The sequence below is a fragment of the Candidatus Nitrohelix vancouverensis genome (assembly GCA_015698305.1).
GTDB classification, from domain to species: domain Bacteria; phylum Nitrospinota; class Nitrospinia; order Nitrospinales; family VA-1; genus Nitrohelix; species Nitrohelix vancouverensis.
The window spans coordinates 715,032-732,725 of record CP048620.1; the positions used below are offsets into that span (position 1 = coordinate 715,032).

The window sequence follows — 17,694 nt, forward strand, 5'->3', positions numbered from 1 at the left end:
ATGCCATCATTCGGAGCAAGCCAAAACAACGCAGTGAAGACCAATAATTATAATAAGTTATACATTGATAACTTTTTTAATGAAGCAATTGCTCTGGCACTCGACTGACAAATACAGGCAGTAAATCGGACAATCGTATAAAATATCAGACGGTAGCTCTCAACTCCTGAAAGGCTCGAAGCTCCTCAATGAGTCCGTCAAACCGTTTTATAAAACGAAATTTAGAAAAACAGGGGGGGAAGATGCTACACAGGAAACCTGCCCTCAGGTTTCCTGCCAGGATAAAATGGTCACTTTATTGCTCAGGAATGGCGCGACGCCTCCGCCATTATAGTTGATGTTCGGGTTGCCGCTCAGCAGATTGGCGGTGACTCTCGAATCGGTCGCCGAAGCGTCCGCCGCCAGCACAAAACCGTTGATTGTCGGGTTGCCGCTGAACTCGATCTGCTCGCCCGCATAAATCATCCCCTCAATCGCGTTGGTCGGGTTACCGCCCATATCGATATCGGTTCCCGCCATCATAAAGATATTCTGGATTTCCACCGGGTCGCTCGCCAACTTGCGATTGGTCAATTCCGGGCCGCCGGAGGTGACGATATGCCCTTCTGCTATGACAGTGATCTCAAAAGGACTGCCCGCCGAACCGGCGCCGCTGATCGACACATTCCCTTCGATATAATAATTGCCCGGAAAGCCGCAACTGTCGCCCAGATCCCATTCCACCGGCGGTCCGGCGTCGTATCCCCAGCCCTTGTTGTGGCTCCCGCAAGGCCCCACTCCGGTGCGAAAATTGTCGTCGGTCGAGGTATTGTGGATCGTCGTTCCCGCCCCGTCGCGCACCACCCCGTCGGCGCCCAGCACGTATTCTGAAAGGCTCTTGTAATCGGAGATGGTCGGAACAGGGATGCTCTCCACCGGCGCCCCGCTCGCCGTGGCGCCGCCAACGGTCGGACTGCCGCCCGCCGTATAAGTTCCCGACGCTGTCGCCGATTGACTGATGGAGGGACTGCCGGAGAGCGTCAAATCTGCATTGGAATGCGCGCTTCCGCTCGAACCCGTAACCGAAGGGTTGCCTGAAACCGTCAGATCGCCGTCGGTCGCGATCGCATGGTTCCCCTTATAGAGCGTGCGGGTCAACACCACTTCAATCGTTTTGCTGATGCCGTCCGCCGTACCCGTCGCGGTGAGAACCACGGTGTTGTCCACATCGTCTGCAGTGTTCCCATCATTATCGTTGTTATCGGCAATGGTGACCGTATAGGTCCCCCCGCCCAGAGAAATATTTGTGAAGGTTCCTGCGGGCCAGTTCGAGCCGTCCACTTCATCGTCAAAACCGTTACTCACTTCGCCGGGGCTGTTGCCTGAGCCGTCGTAATTGAAGTAGCTGACGGCGCGATGGATACCCGCTTCCGCCAGATAGACCGCCTTGCGCGATTTGGTATAGTCTTTCGTTCGCGAAATATCCTGCGCCGCCCATTTGATGCCGCCCAGAGCCAGCGCCGCCAGAACCACCAGCAGGATGAGAGAAGTGGCCAGCGCCATTCCTTCCTGCCGCATGAAACGATGTTTCGGGATCGCTCTGTTCATTGCCCTCTCCTCAATTCCTCAGGACCACATCGGTCTTGAATTCTTTCGTCAGTTTGGAATCGTTTGTGTCCTGCATAGAAATTGACACGCCGATGCGCTTGACCTGGGAGGTTTCGGTTTCTCCGTAAAAATCAAAGCTCATCGACTGCGCCTCGCTGATCAACACGTCCGCCGATCCTGAATCAACGGTCTTGGTGATGTTCGTCCCCGAATGTTGCAAGGTCACGTCGTTGTACTTGTTGACCGTGAACAGGCGCGTGTTCAATCCATAGGTGTAGGAGTTTGCCAGACCGCTTCCCAAAGGCAGATTCGACGCCGTCGGAGTCCCGTCCACCGTATTGAGTTCGTAGGACCCGGCGCCGGGATTATAAATGACAATCTTGTCGCCGTCGGCAAAACCGGTACCGTCCACCACCGTCAAATCCGTCGCCCCGGCCGCCCCGGCGCTCACGCCTGAACTGCCTGTGGGCGTCGTCGTGCGCACGTCTCCATTATTCACCCGATAACTGATCGAGGAGGAAGACATCGCCGTGATGCCCTGATCCGGCGGCATGCCAAAACCCGCCATTTTCAACTCGCGGGTGATTATCTTGATCGCGTGACGACCCTTGGCCCGGATATTGGTTGATGAATTCTCATCCTGAATCACCTCTTCCTGCATGGTGAACACATAGATCGTCGCTCCCAGCAAAATAACGCCGATGATCGCCGCGACCATGAACTCGACGAGAGTGAGGCCGCTTTCTTCACGCCACCGAGTCTTCAATCCCGCTTTCTGACCCTGTCTTTTGACTCTGTTTCGATTCATCATTGCCCTGATCTATTGCGAAATTTGCGAAGTCAGCGTAACGGACCCGTTTTCCCAGGCCACCGTCGCCTCCACCGTGTAGAAATAATATAAGGTTCCATCAGTCGTGATCGTCCAGGTGCGCGTGTACAGCGCATCCGAGCCACCCGTCGCGCCCTCGGCGTCAATCAATTCGCCGCCCGTAGTCGCCGACCAGCCTGCGGAATAAACCGGCGAATCCAAACCGTCGGCGCCGCCCAGCGAAGTCGACAGGGCAATGCTTTTGATCGCCTCCAGCTTGTCCTGGGCCAAAGTCGTCGCCGTGGTTTCATGACTGCTCTTGGCGTTGCGCGAAACAATCGAACCCGAAGTGGAGGCATAGAGAATGAAACCAAGCGCCAGCATGACGATGGCGATGAGGATTTCCATGATGGTGAATCCTCGCTCCGATACCGCAGGCTCCAGTGAGGCGACCCGGTGATCTGTTCCAGAATTTTTTAAATACAAACTCGCGTCCTCATTATGGAATGCGACTCCGCCAAGCCAGACCCAAATATGATTCTACTAACAGTTGAGGTAATAATTAGATTGTAATATAAATATAGCCACTATTATAAAATACGTCAACTAAATTACCAGCCATAACTGAAAGCGTATGAAATTTTAGAATTCTACTTTTTCATCTCGCGGCCCAGTTTTTTCTCGACGGAAGCCATCTTCGATTCCAGGCGGCCGCTGGCTCCCTTGCGATAATCGATTTTGATGCCGCAGGAGATGCGGTCGCAGTCCTGGCTCATGCGCTCATAGCACTGTTTCACCACCGCCATCACCTCGTCCCATTCCCCTTCAAGCACGGTTCCCATGGGATTGAGTTTATAATTGACCCCGCTTTTGTCTATGATTTCAAGAGAACGGCTGACGTACTCGCTTACGCTTTCCCCTTTGGTCAAAGGCGACATGCTGAATTCCAGTAAGACCATAAGATTTCAACTCCAGAATGAAAAAATTAATAAGAATTTACTTGCATTCTATTCCGCATTTATGGAATCATCAAGAATTCCATTCGAAATCACACAAATATTTCGAAAATCTATGGAACAAGGTGGTATTTTGAGTTGCGCCCAATAGATGTATATCGCGATAAAATAGACAAGATCGACGATCAACTGCTCAAGTTGATCAATCGCAGAGCCGCCCTCGCCGTTCAGATCGGCAAGGAGAAATCCAGGCAGAACGCCAAGATTCATTTCCATGTTCCCCATCGGGAGCGGGAAATCATCGAGCGTTTGAAACAGGCCAATACCGGTCCGTTTTCCGATGAAACCATCGAGCTGGTATTTCGCGAACTGTTTTCCGCCACGCTGGCTCTGGAAAAACCCCTCAGGATTTCCTTTCTTGGCCCGGAAGCCACTTTCACGCACCAGGCCTCCGTCAAGCATTTCGGTCATTCCTCCACCTTTCTTTCAGCGCCCAATATCGAAAGCATCTTTTCCGACGTCGAAAATGGCAAGAGCGATTACGGCGTGGTTCCCGTGGAAAACTCCATTGAAGGCGCGGTCAACGTCACCCTCGACTGTTTCGCAGAATCGCCGCTGTTGATCTGCGACGAGGTGAATCTTAAAATCTCGCATTACCTGTTATCTTCGGCAAGCGATATCAAGTCGGTGAAGACGATTTATTCGCATCCCCAGCCTCTCGGCCAGTGTCGCCAGTGGTTGAACCGTAATTTACCGCTCGCCGCGCATGAAATCACATCCAGCACCGCATCCGCCGCAAAAACCGTACGCGGCAAGAAAAGCGTCGCCGCCATCGCAGGCAAGCTGGCGTCCGACCTCTACGGTCTGAACATACTCGCAGAAAATTTGCAGGACAGCGCCGACAACACCACGCGCTTCTGGGTGATCGGCAAAGAACCGGCCAAAGCGGCCAAGCGCAACAAAACTTCAATTGTATTCTCTATTAAAGATGAAGCCGGATCGCTTCTGCACACCTTGCAGTTATTCGCCAAAAATTCGATCAATCTGTCCAAAATCCAGTCCCGGCCCTTGCGCAATCGTCCCTGGGAGTATCTGTTTTACGTCGATCTTGAAGGCCACCAGGACGAAGAACTCATCGGCAAGACTTTGAAAACTCTGGCCAAGAAATGCCTGTTCTTCAGGATTCTGGGTTCCTACCCCAACCGAGGCTAGAGAAAAAACGTGCCTGAATTTGGAAAAGTATGCATTGTCGGCGTGGGCCTGCTGGGTGGCTCGATTGCGCGCGTTATCAAAAAGAAACATCTGGCGGACGAAGTCGTCGGTTTCGGTCGCAACCTGAAAAATCTGGAGTTGGCCAAATTCCTCGGCGTGGTGGACGGCTTTTCTCAGGATTTGGGCGAAGCGGTCAAGGACGCCGATCTGGTGATCTTCTGTTCGCCGGTCGGTTCGATCATACCGCGCCTTGTGGAGAGTTTACCGCATTTGAAAGCCGGTTGCCTGCTCACCGATGTCGGTTCGGTCAAAGCCTCTATCGTCAATGCGATTGACGAGTTACTGCCCGAGCGCCTGCATTTCATCGGTTCGCACCCCATCGCCGGGAGCGAGAAAACCGGCGTCGAGGCTTCCTCGGACGATCTGTTCTGCGGGGCGCGTTGCATCGTCACGCCGACCGAGAAGAGCCAGCCCGAAGCGTTGGAAAGCCTGCGTCGTTTTTGGCAAGACATCGGAATGGCCGTGGATTGCATGAGCGCGGAAGAGCACGATTTGATACTTGGCGCCGTCAGTCATCTGCCGCATATCATCGCCTTCGCCCTCATCAACACGCTGTCGGCGGTGAAAACGGAGAACTGTTCCGACGTTTCCGCATTTTCCGGCAAGGGACTGAAAGACAGCTCGCGCATTGCCGCGTCGGATCCGGTGATGTGGCGGGACATCTGCATTCACAACAAATCAGCCTTGTTGAATCTGATTGACGAGTTTCAAGCTTCCCTGCAACAGACCCGAAGCTGGATTGAAGACCAGCAGTTCGACTCGCTTGAAGACTCGTTTCGTTCGGCGCAGGAACGCCGCATCAACCTGACTTGAATTTATGATCATCGCAATCGACGGACCCGCAGGAAGCGGAAAGAGTACGGCGGCGAAGACCGTGGCCCAGCACCTGAATTATCGCTACATCGACACCGGCGCCATGTACCGCGCCGTCGCCTGGAAAGCCCTGCAGGCGAATGCCGATCTGAACGACCAGAACGTCATCGGCAAAATCGCCGAGGAGCTGGAGATCGAACTGCTTCCGCAACCCGGCGGTCAGCGCGTGCTGGCGGACGGACAGGACATCACCTCCCAGCTCAAGAATGAGACGGTTGGCGGCGGAGCGGCGGTGGTTGCGGCGCAGAAAATTGTGCGCGACATTCTGGTCGCCAAACAACGCGATTTTGGCAAGAACGGGGACATCGTGATGGACGGTCGAGACATCGGCACCGTCGTGTTCCCGCAAGCAGATTTCAAATTCTTTCTCGAAGCGGACCCGGAGGAACGGGGTCGGCGACGATATCTGGAAATGAAAGAAAAACATTCCGAAGCCAATCTGCCCGAGATCATCGAGCAGGTGCGGCGCCGCGATCAGGAAGATCGCAATCGGGACATTTCACCGCTCAGAATGGCGGACGACGGCATTCTCCTGGACACCACGGGACTCAATCCCGGCCAGGTGGTCGAAAAAATTATCTCTTATATAGAACAGACAGCGACTAAAAACTGATTTCTGAAATTATCAACACTAAACACTCCGATGGAGAACAACATGGACTTTAGAGAGCAGATGGAGCAGGACGCATTGGCTGACATTGCCGAGTTGGAAGGCAAAGAGTCAATGACCGCCGATGAAAAAAAGGCGTTTGCAGAAATGGAAGATTATTTTAACAACAATCTGGCGCAGTTTAAGGAAGGCCAGATCATCCACGGCGTTGTTCTCGATCTGAACAAGGACATGGTCACCATTGACGTCGGTTTCAAATCCGAAGGTCTCATCGCCACGCATGAATTTTCCGACGGCGGCAAGAACCTCGCGATCGGCGACGAAGTGGAAGTCTTCCTCGAAAAAGTGGAAGACAACGACGGCAACGTTGTTCTGTCCAAAGAAAAAGCCAACAAGATCAAACTCTGGGACGAACTGGTCACCACTTTCGAAGCGGATCAAACCATCGAAGGCACCGTGGTCGCAAAGGCCAAAGGCGGCCTGACTGTGGACATCGGCCTGAAAGCCTTCTTGCCTGGATCGCAGATCGACCTGCGCCCGATTCGCAACCTGGAAAAGCTGATCGGCGAGAAGTTCGAAATGAAGATCATCAAGATGAACAAGAAGCGCGGCAATATCGTTTTGTCCCGCCGCATCCTGCTCGAAGCGCAACGCAAGATGATCCGCGAGGATACGCTGAAGAAACTGGAAGAGGGCAATCTCGTCACCGGTATCGTCAAGAACATCACCGAATACGGCGTGTTCATCGACCTCGGCGGCATCGACGGCCTGCTCCATATCACCGACATGTCCTGGGGCCGCGTCAACCATCCTTCGGAAATGTTTTCCATCGGCGACAAGGCCGAAGTCATGGTTCTCAAATTCGATAAGGAAAAAGAGCGCGTTTCTCTCGGTCTCAAACAAATCACTCCCGATCCCTGGGTCAACGTCGAAGAGAAGTACGCTGTACACACCCGCATCAAGGGTCAAGTGGTCAGCATCACCGATTACGGCGTATTCGTGGAACTGGAAAAAGGCATCGAAGGCCTCATTCATATCTCCGAGATGAGCTGGAGCCGCCATGTGCGCCATCCCAGCAAAATGGTTTCCCTGCATGATGAGGTCGAGGCCATTGTTCTTACGCTCGATAAAGAGCGCAAGCGCATTTCTCTGGGCATGAAGCAGATCGAACCGAACCCCTGGGATCAGATCGACGAGAAATATCCCATCGGTTCCGAAGTGGAAGGCACCGTTCGCAACCTCACCGATTTCGGCGCTTTTGTTGAGCTGGAAGACGGCGTGGACGGACTCATCCACATCTCCGACCTGAGCTGGAAGAAAATCAAGCATCCGTCGGAAGTGTTGAAGAAGAAAGAAAACACCAAAGCCGTCGTGCTCAGCATCGACAAAGAGAACTGTCGCATTTCTCTCGGCGTCAAACAGCTTCAGCCCGATCCCTGGGATGAAATTGCGCAGAGCTACACCATCGGCACCGAAGTGGAAGGCAAGATCATTAAAGTCATCAACTTCGGCGCCTTCGCTGAATTTGGCGATGGACTGGAAGGCCTCATTCACGTTTCGCAACTGAGCTCGGAAAAGGTAACCAACCCGGAAACCGTGGTCAAAGTGGACGATGTCATCAAAGCCAAAGTCATCAAAGTCGATACCTTCAATAAAAAGATCGCCTTGAGCATCAAAGCCTTCGAGAAAAATCTGGACATTGAAGAGATCAAAAAAGAGCAAGCTCTGCTGGACAATTTCAAGGAAGATAAAGAAGACGGCGACAACGCCGAATGATTTTGGAGCCTCGGCGAGTTCATACCGGACTCGCCGGGGCGCTCCTTGTTCCCCTCTATCCCTAACTAAAAATGTTTAAATTTTTTCTGGGAACCCTGTTGGTCGCACTGCTGGTCATCGTTGGAATACGCATCAACTCCACCGATTTCAGCAACCGCCCCAAAATTGCCATTGTCGACGTCGCAGGCGTCATCACCCAATCCGACAACGTGGTCCGGCAGTTATCGACCTATCGCCTCGACAACAGCGTGCGCGGCGTGATACTGCGCATCGATTCGCCCGGCGGCGCCGTCGCTCCCTCGCAGGAAATTTACGACGAAGTGATGAAACTTCGCGACGCAAATAAATTAGTCTACGCTTCGATGGGCAATCTGGCCGCCTCCGGCGGCTATTACGTCGCCAGCGCCACGCACCGCATCATCGCCAATCCCGGCAGTCTGACCGGAAGCATCGGCGTGATCATGGCCTTTTCCAATGTCGAAGAACTCATTCAAAAAATAGGCGTGCGCCCCGAAGTCATCAAGAGCGGCGAGTTCAAAGATTCCGGCTCGCCGGTACGACCGATGACTGATACCGAGCGCAAGTATCTGGATCGCGTGGTCAAAGACGTGCATGCCCAGTTTGTCGACGCCATCGTGCAAGCCCGCGGCATGCCTGAGGATAAGGTCCGCGAACTCGCCGACGGCCGCATATTCACTGGACGTCAGGCCCTCAAGCTCAATCTGGTGGATGAGTTGGGCGGACTCGAACACACCATCGAAGTTCTCTCCAAAGAACTCGGCATCGAAGAGACGCCGCGAATTATCCGCGAAGAAGAAAAAACCGGCTTTCTCGATTTTCTGGCCCAGACCCTGTCGCCAAGCCGCGCCCTGCAAGCCGTAACCCGCCCCGCCCCGCCCTCCCTGCAGTACCTCTGGACCCTCAATTAGATTGCCGCGCGAATGGCGCCTCGCTACATGTCTGGGAAATACGCTTTGGAAATATCAAAAGCCTTGACTTAGTTGACTTTAGTGCTATACTTCCGACCATCAAAAACGTAACAATTTTCTAATTTTTGCTTTTGAGTGGGAGAAAGGTTAAATGACTAAGGCCGAGTTGGTTGAGAAGGTGGCCAGCCAAATCAATCTAACCAAAAAGCAGACTGAAGTTGTGGTCAATACCGTCTTTCAAAGCATTACCGAATCGCTCGGTCAAGGCAAGAAAGTGGAGTTGCGCGGTTTCGGAAGTTTTCGGATTCGTCAACGCAACGCCCGGGTCGGTCGCAATCCCAAGTCTGGCGACAAGGTGGACGTTCCCGCTAAAAGAGTTCCCTTTTTCAAAGCTGGGAAGGAATTGCGAGAACTGGTGGACGGCGAACTCGATGGCGACGACGGTGAAGATTAAGAGTTTAGGAAACGCCACTGCTGTCCCTGCTCTCTGATTGTTTCATTGTTTTGCCTTCCTGGTGATTGTTCTGCATGCCGAGGGTTCATAAACCCGGCGGCGTCTAATGGACGCACCCCTACCCCCCTTCAAGATCCTTAACATTACCCGTTGACGTGTGAATTATGGGCGGAAGCTCTTACGGAAAACTATTTCAAATCAGCACCTGGGGAGAATCTCACGGCGCTGGCATCGGCGTCGTTGTCGACGGTTGCCCCGCAGGACTGCCCCTGAAGGAAGCTGAAATTCAGGTCGACCTCGACCGCCGAAAAACCGGACAAAGCAAGGTCACCACCACGCGCAAGGAACTCGATCAGGTCAAAATCCTGTCCGGCGTGTTCAACGGCAAGACCACCGGAACCCCCATCGCCTTGTGGGTGGACAATCAGGACGCCGACTCCTCCAAATACGAATTGATCAAGGACCGCTACCGCCCCGGTCATGCGGATTACACCTACGATATGAAGTACGGCTTCCGCGACTATCGCGGCGGCGGACGCTCCAGCGCGCGCGAAACCGTGGGCCGCGTCGCCGCAGGCGCCATCGCGCGTAAATTATTGAAGCGTCGCAAAATCAAAATCATCGGATTCACCCGGCAGGTCGGGCCACACATCGCGCAGAAAGTGGTCTACTCCGAAATCGAAAAAAACATCGTCCGTTGCCCCGACAAGAAAATGGCCCAGGCCATGATCGACCATATCCTCGACGCGCGCAAACGCGGCGACTCCGTCGGCGGCGTGGTCGAAGTAGTGGCTATCGGCGTGCCGCCCGGACTGGGCGAACCGGTGTTCGACCGACTCGACGCCGATCTCGCCAAAGCCATGATGTGCATTCCCGCCGTCAAAGGCGTGGAGGTGGGCATCGGATTTCAAGCCGCCCTGCTCTCCGGCTCCGAATGCAACGACGCCTTCGAAAAAACCAAAAGCGGCATCACAACGCGCACCAATCGCGCCGGCGGCGTACTCGGCGGCATTTCCAACGGCAACGATATCGTCGTGCGCTTCGTGGTCAAGCCCACCGCATCCATCAATCAGGAACAGGATACCGTTTACCAAAGCGGCAAGGCCGGGCGCATCCGCGTTGAAGGACGCCACGACCCCTGCGTCGCCCCGCGCGCCGTACCCATCGCCGAGGCGATGGCCGCGCTGACCCTGATCGATCACCTGATGCGACACGAACATTCCAAACTCTAGTCACCCGCAACATCCGAGGCCGTCATGCATATCGGCATCATTCAAAACCAGCCCATCTTTGGCGCCGTCGAAGCCAATCTGCAGGATCTCGAATCGCGTATCCGACTCGTCAACGCCGACTTCATCGTCCTGCCCGAGCTATGCACCACCGGCTACCAATTTGTTAATCGCGAAGAAGCGCTGGAACTGGGCGAATCCATCCCCGATGGCCCCTCCGCGCAACGCCTCATGCAACTGGCTCACGAAAAGAAAGCCTGGCTCATCGCCGGACTGGCCGAACGAGACGGCGACACCGCCTACAACTCCGCCCTGATCTGCGGCCCCGAAGGCTATCTCGGAACCTACCGAAAAGCGCATCTCTTCGATAGCGAAAACGACTGCTTCAGCCCCGGCAACACGCCCTTTCCCGTGTTCGATCTGCCCGGCGCGCGCGTGGGCGTGATGATCTGCTTCGACTGGCGCTTCCCCGAAAGCATGCGAACGATGGCCCTCAAAGGCGCCGACCTCGTCGCCCACCCCTCCAACCTGGTGCTACCGCATTGCCCCGAAGCGATGATCACCCGCTGTCTGGAGAACCGCATGTTCGCCGTCACCGCCGACCGCGTCGGCTCGGAAGAACGCATCCCCGGTCAGCCCCTCAAGTTTATCGGACAAAGCCAGATCGTCGATCCCGACGGAACCGTGCTGGCGCGCGCCTCGCGCGACCTCCCCGAAACCATCGAATTTGAAATCGACCCGAAGCAAGCCCGGCAAAAAAGCATCAACACCCGCAACGACCTGCTCAGCAACCGCCGCACCGACCTCTACGAACTCGACTGAATTTTTTCAAACGATATAATCAAAAAGTATTGATCTGAAATTTGGAGATTGCTCTTTTCTTCCCACTGTTCCGAGAATTCAAAAAAAAATTGGAACAGCGATAGTCCGAGTGTTTATACTCTGTGAAGCCATCGTTGTGTGTGTTGGTCCCTGATAGACAAATTGGGGGAATCAATTCTGCTCACAAAATAGTAGCTTTGGGCGTACAAAGTATTTTAGAGATTACACACCATACTCTTAAATTCGCTTAAAAATTAGATCACTAATCATGCCTGACAGAAACCGATGGACACGGCAACAATTACTAATAGCATTCAAACTCTATTGCGAAATACCATTCGGAAAATTTCATCAATCTAATCCAACGATAATACAATACGGAAAAATAATTGGCAGGAACCCATCAGCGCTAGCAATGAAATTATCAAATATCGCTAGTCTTGATCCGGCGATCACAGCGACGGGGCGAAAGGGCCTTACAAAAGCATCAAATAGCGATAAATTGATGTGGGAGGAGATGACTTCTGATTGGAGCCTTTTTCTTGTTGAGATTCAGAAAGCTGAAAAGGAATTAAAAATTCAATCTGCTTTAAACAATGAAACTGATAATGACTTTGTAGACAACGGCAATGTTATTTATCTGGGTAGCAACAAGATAATTCAATCAACGCAACGTATTGGTCAACATTTTTTTCGCAAATCAGTTCTAAGCGCCTATGACAATAAATGTTGCATTTCAGGGCTTTCTATTCCAAGCATGTTGGTTGCCAGTCATATCATTCCATGGAGAATTGATGAAAAAAACCGCTTAAATCCTAGCAATGGTTTGTGTCTTTCAAGCTTGCATGACAAGGCGTTCGATTTGGGAATCATAACGGTTAACGAAAATATGAAAGTCATGGTGTCTCGATCAAAAGTTGGCAAGGACGATCATTTTTTTGATTCGGCAATTATGGCATTTGATGGAGCCTCAATCAAAGGTCCTGAAAAATTTTTTCCCCACAAAGAGTTTTTGTCTTATCATCGTCAAAATATTTTCAAACCCTAATATCCCTGCAAATTATGAATATTTGTTTTCAATATCTCTATAGAGACTATGGGAATTTTAAAAACTGGGGAGACGTGATTTTTTCAAATCCTAATGGATTGGATATTGGTCAGATTAAATCTATGCTTGAAAAAGTACTAATAGATCAAGCCTATTTTGTCGCCTCGAAGGTGAATGTCCCGAATTTGTACTTTGAAGATTACAAAGAAAATTTAGATCATGTCTGGCATGAATTTTTCTCCATTGAATATACAGACGAAAAGCCAAATGATATTTATGGTCGTACCATCGAAAAATTTGTTGAATCTATTTAATATTTAAATTTATCCGCTACCTAGCAAATTGCAATGTTTAGACGACTCGTCACATTGGAAACCTAATCATGAGCGAAAAGAAACTCGGTTCTTGTCTTTGCAAAGCGGTTCGATTTGAAATCGACGGAGAATTTGAGTCCTTCTATCTCTGTCACTGCGTGCATTGCCGCAAGGATACGGGTTCGGCGCACGCGGCCAACCTGTTCTCGAAGAGCGCCTCTCTCCACTGGATTTCCGGTCAGGACAATGTCACGACTTTTCACCTGCCATCGACCCGCCACGTCAAAAGCTTTTGCGCGACCTGCGGCTCGGCCCTGCCCAACCTGCAGATGGAAGGAAAACTCCTGATGGTTCCGGCGGGCTGTCTCGATAGTCCGGTTGCCGTCCTGCCGACGGCTCATATCTTTCTGTCTGACAAGGCGGAATGGGACGAAGCTTTGGAAAACGTTCCCAGGCGCGAAAATTTTTCGGATTAAAAGCGATCAGCATATCCCGTCATCGCGAGCGACCATCAGGGAGCGCGGCGATCCAGCGACGTTGATCGTTTCATGAAAGACTCTGGATTGCTTCGTCGCTTACGCTCCTCGCAATGACGTAGTGTCGGCTGCGTTTAGCAAGTGGACGGGTGTTGTTGCGTCGCTGGCACAGCCAGCGTCATCGCGAGCGACCATCAGGGAGCGCGGCGATCCAGCGGCGTTGAACGTTTCGTGAAAGACTCTGGATTGCTTCGTCGCTTACGCTCCTCGCAATGACGTTAAACAATTTCCCCATATAGATCTCGCCAATATGGGTTTTTCTCTTCTATCAGGCCTACCTTATATATCCGAGAACCAGCCTTAATCTGTTTTTCACGTGTTATAGCATCATCCATTTTGGAGCAAATTTCAAAATAGACGAGCAGGGTGCAATTGTATTTCTTGGTAAAACCTTCTGTAATTTGTTGCTTGTGCTCATACACGCGCTTGGGAAGGTTTGCTGTTACCGCTGTATATAAGGCCCCGTTTCGTTTGTTTGTCATTATATAAACAGCAGGAATTTTCATGATGTGTTCTGGATTGCTTCGATCTGCGCCGCAATGACGACAAATGTATTCATAAGAGGTGAACTGTTATAACCCCGGCTGCTTCCATACTTTACAATATAATTTTGGGGAGGGGAATTTGAAGCATTGATCTCTCCGTCATCGCGAGCGACCGTCAGGGAGCGCGGCGATCCAGCGGCGTCAAGTTCTTCATGAAAGACTCTGGATTGCTTCGTCGCTTACGCTCCTCGCAATGACGAACCTCCCGGCAAGGCACCAAGGCCGCAAAGCTAACCCCGTATTACTATTCATCTCTTTTGAGCGCAATTGATATGTTCCAGCAATCTTCCAGCGGGCGTTGCCCGCCTGCCCCCTCACCCAGCCCTCTCCCTCAGGGAGAGGGTTTTCTAACTCTGAACTCTTAATTGCTAGCAATCCTGTTAGGCGCAATTGATATGTTCCAGCAATCTTCCTGCGGGCGTTGCCCGCCCGGCGAGGCGCCGGAGCCGTAAAGCTAACCCCGTATTGCCATTCATCCCTCCAGAGCACAATCTAATCGTTACGGCAATCTTCCTGCGGGCGATGGCCGCCCTCTTAAATCAATTGAAACTTTCAATCTCTATTGGAAAACTTTACAGAATGGATGGATTTTTGTTAATCTGTCAGCCGTTCAACCCTTGATATCAAAACAAGCTCAGGCGTGTTCCGCCTGTCAACTGGAAGGTCCTATGGAAAAGAAGACCCGATATTTAAAGAGCAACGAGGACAGCATCTACGATTCCATCACCAGCCTCACCTGGATGGCGAAGGACTCTCAACTGACGCTGGAAAAAGCGGTGAGCTGGGACGAGGCGGAAAGTTTTGCCAAAGAGATGAACAAGAAAAAAACCGGCGGACACGACGACTGGCGCATGCCGACGATTCATGAAGCCATGTCCCTGTTCCAGAAGGAAACGCTGAACAAGGATTCCGCCGGGGCCGATATCCATATCGACCCGATCTTCCCTCCCGGCGCGGGCAACTGCACCTGGACCAGCGAAGTGCGTGGACGCGAAGCGCAGATTTTCTTTTACGTGAACGGATTCCCCTACTGGTACGAAAAAACCGATCAAACCATCAGCCACTGCGTTCGACTCGTTCGCCGCGATTGATTTTTAAAGATATCCAAGTCGGCTGACCCGTTGCGATTGATCTTCAAAGGTACCCATGTCGGCTGACCCGTTGCGATTGGCCTCTAAAAATCCCCATCTCGACGGGTCGGGCGCGATTGATCTTCCAAAGATCTCCATGTCGGCTGTTCCGATGCGATTGATCGAGTAAGAACTTCCATCTTTGAGCGTCCGCCGCGTGTAAACAGCGCGGCGTCCTCAATCTTCGTTCAAGCCGTGCAGGTATTTGGGGTTGGGAACGTCCAGACCGAAGGCGCGCTGGGTCTTATCCTGGCGGCTGAACTGGCGATAGAGTTTGTGGAAGGATTCGGTATCGAGCCGGTCGTCGAGCAGGCGATGAAACTGCGCTTCGGAAATCTTCTGTAACGACGATTCGGCAAACAGAGAGGTTCCCAGCGCCGTCCAGTAAGGCCCGACAAAGCCCTGATGCACCAGGCTGTCGGCGACGCCAAAATAATTCAAGGATTCACGCAAGATGTGCTGGGCAATGTAGACCGGAACGCATCGTCCGATCGCCGCGGTTCGGGAAGGGTTTTTGGCGGGATAGACCCAGAGATTGACGATGGTTCCCCCCATCGCCCCGAAGTCGCGCCGAATGCCGCGCAAGCGCGGGGCATATTGTTTCGACATCCAGGCTTCCAGCTTGACCGCTTGCCGCTTCCCCGTCTTGCATTCAGGCGCCGCTTCGGTCGGCAAGACGCCGGCCAGCAAAAAAATCGCCAGACCTACGCCAATCAGACCGGCGCGGCTGAATACGGGCCGCTCAGTCGTCGGTTTTCTTGAAGTTCGGCACTTGCTGACCGAACATCGGGATGTGATCGTTCTGAATGGTGTATTCCTGATACAAAACATGGAACTCCTCGTTTGTGAGGTCCGGGTTCAACAGCTTTTTCACCTGCTCTTCCGTCACCAACTGCTGGGAAGGTTCGTCGAACATGGTGGCGCCCACGCCGATCCAGTGCGTCGGCAGGAATTTTTGAACCGTCAGACTGCCAATGCCGCTGGTGTATTTATCCGCAACCGTCAATACATGCCTGGCAATGTAAGCGGGAACGCAACGCCCCACCGCGAAACTTTTCGAGGTATCGCCCATCGGGTAAGCGCGCAAAGCGAAACGCACATGCCCCACTTCTGAAATTTCGGCGCGGATCGCTTTTCGATCCTTGCGGAATTGCTTGGAAAAATAGCCTTCCACCTTGATCTTCTTTTTCTCGACAGGAGCGCACTCTTCCTGCTCTTCAGCAAACGCAAGGCTCGAAACTGACAAGATACATAGCGCTACGCTGGCGAGGATAAACATCCGGTATTTCATAACTCTCCTGGGTAAAATTGGGACCCTGCAATTGCACAAATCCGCCTGAATTTTAAGTAGAATGGGTTGACCTTTGTTATAATAGACTGGAACATTTGAAAAATCACGTTTTGTTCTGGCAGACTCAGGGAATGAAAACCCCGTCTCAGCTTTCGCCCGGCTTGTCAGCGCATTGCGAGCCGCAAAAATAGACGCTGTGTTCCGATTCGGTTTTTTCCACAGCCTCCCCCTTGGGAACATAGGTTCCACAACGGGCGCAGGCGACCATTTCCGTCTCTTTGGTCTCCTCTGTACGAGGTTTGATAAGCGACCAGACCAGCGGAATCATCGCAAGGATTATGCCCAATAGTATTAAACGTGCCATGAGTTCATTCTAAATTCTACTAAGATCAAATTCAACGAGTTTCGATGGAAGACGCAAATACCTCAGACGAAGAAGAGTTCCACGAGTCCGAATGGCAGGAGCCTGAATTAGACGACGGCGAGGCGGAGGAAGAGGTCGCAGAAGTACAGCACGCTCTCGTTCCTCTCAAGCAAAACGACCGTTCGCTGGTTCCGCTCGACCCTCTGGCCGCCTATTTGCGTGAAATCCGACAATATGAGGAAATGACGGAAGAGGAAGAACACGAGATGGCGGTGCAATACACCAAAGACGGCGACATGTCCGCCGCCTACCGGCTCATCACTTCCAATCTGGTGCTGGTCGTTCGCATCGCCATGACCTTTCGCCGCGAATGGCAGAACATGATGGACCTGATTCAGGAGGGCAACGTCGGCCTCATGAAAGCGGTGAAAAATTTCGACCCGATGCGCGGCGTGCGCCTGCCTGCCTACGCCACCTGGTGGATTCGCTCCTATATCCTTAAATTCCTGCTCGACAACTGGCGCATGGTCAAGGTCGGCACCACCAACACCCGGCGCAAACTGCTCTACAATCTCAAGAAGGAAAAAGAAAAGCTGGAGCAACAGGGATTTGAACCCTCGACCAAACTGCTGGCGGAGCGTTTCGGCGTGGACGAATCAGAAGTCATCGACGTCGCCGCCGGACTGGGCGCCTCCGACCTGTCCGTTGATACGCCTTACAACGCTGGCTCCACGCTGACCCCGCTGGACACGCTCAGCGACGGGCATTCGCTGGAAGATCAATACGTTAACGAACATTTGTTCGACGCTTTCAATGACCTCATCAGCGAGATGAAAGATTCGCTGAAACCCATTGAAGTGCAGATCATCGAAGAGCGTCTGCTCTCCAGCGACCCCAAGTCCCTGCGCGAGATCGGCGAGGAAAATAACGTCACACGCGAGGCCATTCGTCAGGCGGAACAACGTCTCAAGAACAAAATCAAGGCCTTCATCAGCGAGCGTCTGCCGGAAGCCGCCGATTATTTCAAGGAATCTGATTGATTCTCGTCATTTTTTAACTAAAATCCAACAAACAGCATCAATGTTTGCGGTCGGCAGTCTCCCGCGCGGGGAGCTTGCCGACGCGAACAGCACTCAATTGAAACGATTGA

At 52.4% G+C, this 17,694-nt stretch carries 21 protein-coding genes; 13 read left to right on the forward strand and 8 right to left on the reverse strand.

What is annotated here, in order from left to right:
* Nucleotides 1-264 precede the first annotated feature (264 nt).
* From G3M78_03480 to G3M78_03495, 4 genes are all read right to left on the reverse strand, one after another.
* Nucleotides 265-1,587 carry a hypothetical protein gene (locus tag G3M78_03480; GenBank protein ID QPJ64507.1) on the reverse strand — a complete coding sequence of 441 codons (1,323 nt, stop codon included), beginning with the start codon at nt 1,585-1,587 and terminating at the stop codon, nt 265-267.
* 10 nt (nt 1,588-1,597) lie between these two features.
* Entirely contained in the window at nt 1,598-2,395 is a 798-nt protein-coding gene (locus tag G3M78_03485; GenBank protein ID QPJ64508.1) for a hypothetical protein, read from the reverse strand.
* A gap of 12 nt (nt 2,396-2,407) precedes the next feature.
* The gene (locus G3M78_03490; GenBank protein QPJ64509.1) at nt 2,408-2,881 is read right to left on the reverse strand and encodes a prepilin-type N-terminal cleavage/methylation domain-containing protein; all 474 of its coding nucleotides are present in this window, start codon (nt 2,879-2,881) and stop codon (nt 2,408-2,410) included.
* A 164-nt stretch (nt 2,882-3,045) separates the two neighbouring features.
* Nucleotides 3,046-3,354: an MTH1187 family thiamine-binding protein gene (locus tag G3M78_03495; GenBank protein QPJ64510.1), complete on the reverse strand. Its 309-nt coding sequence runs from the start codon at nt 3,352-3,354 to the stop codon at nt 3,046-3,048.
* 135 nt (nt 3,355-3,489) lie between these two features.
* Here G3M78_03495 and pheA point away from each other — a divergent pair, with 135 nt between their 5' ends.
* The 11 genes from pheA (at nt 3,490) to G3M78_03550 (ending at nt 13,154) form a co-directional block, all read left to right on the forward strand.
* Nucleotides 3,490-4,563 carry a prephenate dehydratase gene (pheA, locus tag G3M78_03500; GenBank protein QPJ64511.1) on the forward strand — a complete coding sequence of 358 codons (1,074 nt, stop codon included), beginning with the start codon at nt 3,490-3,492 and terminating at the stop codon, nt 4,561-4,563.
* Nucleotides 4,564-4,572: 9 nt separating this feature from the next.
* The gene (locus tag G3M78_03505) at nt 4,573-5,436 is read left to right on the forward strand and encodes a prephenate dehydrogenase/arogenate dehydrogenase family protein (protein QPJ64512.1); all 864 of its coding nucleotides are present in this window, start codon (nt 4,573-4,575) and stop codon (nt 5,434-5,436) included.
* 4 nt (nt 5,437-5,440) lie between these two features.
* Nucleotides 5,441-6,109 (forward strand): (d)CMP kinase, encoded by a 669-nt coding sequence (locus G3M78_03510; GenBank protein QPJ64513.1) that lies wholly within the window; start codon nt 5,441-5,443, stop codon nt 6,107-6,109.
* A gap of 60 nt (nt 6,110-6,169) precedes the next feature.
* On the forward strand, nt 6,170-7,882 hold the full coding sequence (locus G3M78_03515) for a 30S ribosomal protein S1 (GenBank protein ID QPJ66753.1): 1,713 nt from the start codon (nt 6,170-6,172) through the stop codon (nt 7,880-7,882).
* A gap of 71 nt (nt 7,883-7,953) precedes the next feature.
* Entirely contained in the window at nt 7,954-8,811 is an 858-nt protein-coding gene (sppA, locus tag G3M78_03520) for a signal peptide peptidase SppA (GenBank protein ID QPJ64514.1), read from the forward strand.
* 151 nt (nt 8,812-8,962) lie between these two features.
* Nucleotides 8,963-9,265 (forward strand): integration host factor subunit beta, encoded by a 303-nt coding sequence (locus G3M78_03525; protein ID QPJ64515.1) that lies wholly within the window; start codon nt 8,963-8,965, stop codon nt 9,263-9,265.
* Nucleotides 9,266-9,429: 164 nt separating this feature from the next.
* Nucleotides 9,430-10,497 carry a chorismate synthase gene (gene aroC, locus G3M78_03530; protein ID QPJ64516.1) on the forward strand — a complete coding sequence of 356 codons (1,068 nt, stop codon included), beginning with the start codon at nt 9,430-9,432 and terminating at the stop codon, nt 10,495-10,497.
* 24 nt (nt 10,498-10,521) lie between these two features.
* Entirely contained in the window at nt 10,522-11,316 is a 795-nt protein-coding gene (locus G3M78_03535) for an acyltransferase (GenBank protein ID QPJ64517.1), read from the forward strand.
* 268 nt (nt 11,317-11,584) lie between these two features.
* A complete protein-coding gene (locus G3M78_03540; protein ID QPJ64518.1) occupies nt 11,585-12,364 on the forward strand; it encodes an HNH endonuclease in 780 nt (259 codons plus the stop codon).
* 14 nt (nt 12,365-12,378) lie between these two features.
* Nucleotides 12,379-12,678: a hypothetical protein gene (locus G3M78_03545; protein ID QPJ64519.1), complete on the forward strand. Its 300-nt coding sequence runs from the start codon at nt 12,379-12,381 to the stop codon at nt 12,676-12,678.
* Between the two features lie 68 nt (nt 12,679-12,746).
* Nucleotides 12,747-13,154 carry a GFA family protein gene (locus G3M78_03550; protein QPJ64520.1) on the forward strand — a complete coding sequence of 136 codons (408 nt, stop codon included), beginning with the start codon at nt 12,747-12,749 and terminating at the stop codon, nt 13,152-13,154.
* A gap of 278 nt (nt 13,155-13,432) precedes the next feature.
* Here G3M78_03550 and G3M78_03555 read toward each other — a convergent pair whose 3' ends face one another.
* Complete coding sequence (locus tag G3M78_03555) at nt 13,433-13,720, reverse strand: GIY-YIG nuclease family protein (GenBank protein ID QPJ64521.1); 288 nt, start codon at nt 13,718-13,720, stop codon at nt 13,433-13,435.
* A gap of 707 nt (nt 13,721-14,427) precedes the next feature.
* Here G3M78_03555 and G3M78_03560 point away from each other — a divergent pair.
* A complete protein-coding gene (locus tag G3M78_03560; protein QPJ64522.1) occupies nt 14,428-14,850 on the forward strand; it encodes a DUF1566 domain-containing protein in 423 nt (140 codons plus the stop codon).
* A gap of 216 nt (nt 14,851-15,066) precedes the next feature.
* Here the strand turns inward: G3M78_03560 and G3M78_03565 are convergent, their stop codons facing one another.
* The 3 genes from G3M78_03565 to G3M78_03575 all read right to left on the reverse strand — a co-directional run bounded on the left by G3M78_03565 (nt 15,067) and on the right by G3M78_03575 (nt 16,544).
* Nucleotides 15,067-15,720, reverse strand: coding sequence for a hypothetical protein (locus G3M78_03565; protein QPJ64523.1), 654 nt, complete (start codon nt 15,718-15,720; stop codon nt 15,067-15,069).
* Nucleotides 15,632-16,180, reverse strand: a complete 549-nt coding sequence (locus G3M78_03570; protein ID QPJ64524.1) for a hypothetical protein — start codon at nt 16,178-16,180, stop codon at nt 15,632-15,634. Before G3M78_03570 ends, G3M78_03565 begins: the two co-directional genes overlap by 89 nt.
* 145 nt (nt 16,181-16,325) lie before the next feature.
* Nucleotides 16,326-16,544: a hypothetical protein gene (locus G3M78_03575; GenBank protein QPJ64525.1), complete on the reverse strand. Its 219-nt coding sequence runs from the start codon at nt 16,542-16,544 to the stop codon at nt 16,326-16,328.
* A 44-nt stretch (nt 16,545-16,588) separates the two neighbouring features.
* Between G3M78_03575 and G3M78_03580 the strand changes: the two genes are divergently transcribed.
* Nucleotides 16,589-17,584, forward strand: coding sequence for a sigma-70 family RNA polymerase sigma factor (locus G3M78_03580; GenBank protein QPJ64526.1), 996 nt, complete (start codon nt 16,589-16,591; stop codon nt 17,582-17,584).
* The last annotated feature ends 110 nt before the right edge of the window (nt 17,585-17,694 follow it).

Excerpts from the sequence above, each read along its gene's own strand:
- G3M78_03545 (QPJ64519.1), top strand. The coding sequence starts at position 12,379 with ATGAATATTTGTTTTCAATATCTCTATAGAGACTATGGGAATTTTAAA.
- G3M78_03510 (QPJ64513.1), top strand. The coding sequence starts at position 5,441 with ATGATCATCGCAATCGACGGACCCGCAGGAAGCGGAAAGAGTACGGCG.
- G3M78_03580 (QPJ64526.1), top strand. The coding sequence starts at position 16,589 with ATGGAAGACGCAAATACCTCAGACGAAGAAGAGTTCCACGAGTCCGAA.
- G3M78_03480 (QPJ64507.1), bottom strand. The coding sequence starts at position 1,587 with ATGAACAGAGCGATCCCGAAACATCGTTTCATGCGGCAGGAAGGAATG.
- G3M78_03560 (QPJ64522.1), top strand. The coding sequence starts at position 14,428 with ATGGAAAAGAAGACCCGATATTTAAAGAGCAACGAGGACAGCATCTAC.
- G3M78_03555 (QPJ64521.1), bottom strand. The coding sequence starts at position 13,720 with ATGAAAATTCCTGCTGTTTATATAATGACAAACAAACGAAACGGGGCC.
- G3M78_03565 (QPJ64523.1), bottom strand. The coding sequence starts at position 15,720 with ATGTTTTGTATCAGGAATACACCATTCAGAACGATCACATCCCGATGT.
- aroC (QPJ64516.1), top strand. The coding sequence starts at position 9,430 with ATGGGCGGAAGCTCTTACGGAAAACTATTTCAAATCAGCACCTGGGGA.
- G3M78_03485 (QPJ64508.1), bottom strand. The coding sequence starts at position 2,395 with ATGAATCGAAACAGAGTCAAAAGACAGGGTCAGAAAGCGGGATTGAAG.
- sppA (QPJ64514.1), top strand. The coding sequence starts at position 7,954 with ATGTTTAAATTTTTTCTGGGAACCCTGTTGGTCGCACTGCTGGTCATC.
- G3M78_03540 (QPJ64518.1), top strand. The coding sequence starts at position 11,585 with ATGCCTGACAGAAACCGATGGACACGGCAACAATTACTAATAGCATTC.
- G3M78_03535 (QPJ64517.1), top strand. The coding sequence starts at position 10,522 with ATGCATATCGGCATCATTCAAAACCAGCCCATCTTTGGCGCCGTCGAA.
- G3M78_03525 (QPJ64515.1), top strand. The coding sequence starts at position 8,963 with ATGACTAAGGCCGAGTTGGTTGAGAAGGTGGCCAGCCAAATCAATCTA.
- G3M78_03575 (QPJ64525.1), bottom strand. The coding sequence starts at position 16,544 with ATGGCACGTTTAATACTATTGGGCATAATCCTTGCGATGATTCCGCTG.
- G3M78_03515 (QPJ66753.1), top strand. The coding sequence starts at position 6,170 with ATGGAGCAGGACGCATTGGCTGACATTGCCGAGTTGGAAGGCAAAGAG.
- G3M78_03570 (QPJ64524.1), bottom strand. The coding sequence starts at position 16,180 with ATGAAATACCGGATGTTTATCCTCGCCAGCGTAGCGCTATGTATCTTG.
- G3M78_03550 (QPJ64520.1), top strand. The coding sequence starts at position 12,747 with ATGAGCGAAAAGAAACTCGGTTCTTGTCTTTGCAAAGCGGTTCGATTT.
- G3M78_03495 (QPJ64510.1), bottom strand. The coding sequence starts at position 3,354 with ATGGTCTTACTGGAATTCAGCATGTCGCCTTTGACCAAAGGGGAAAGC.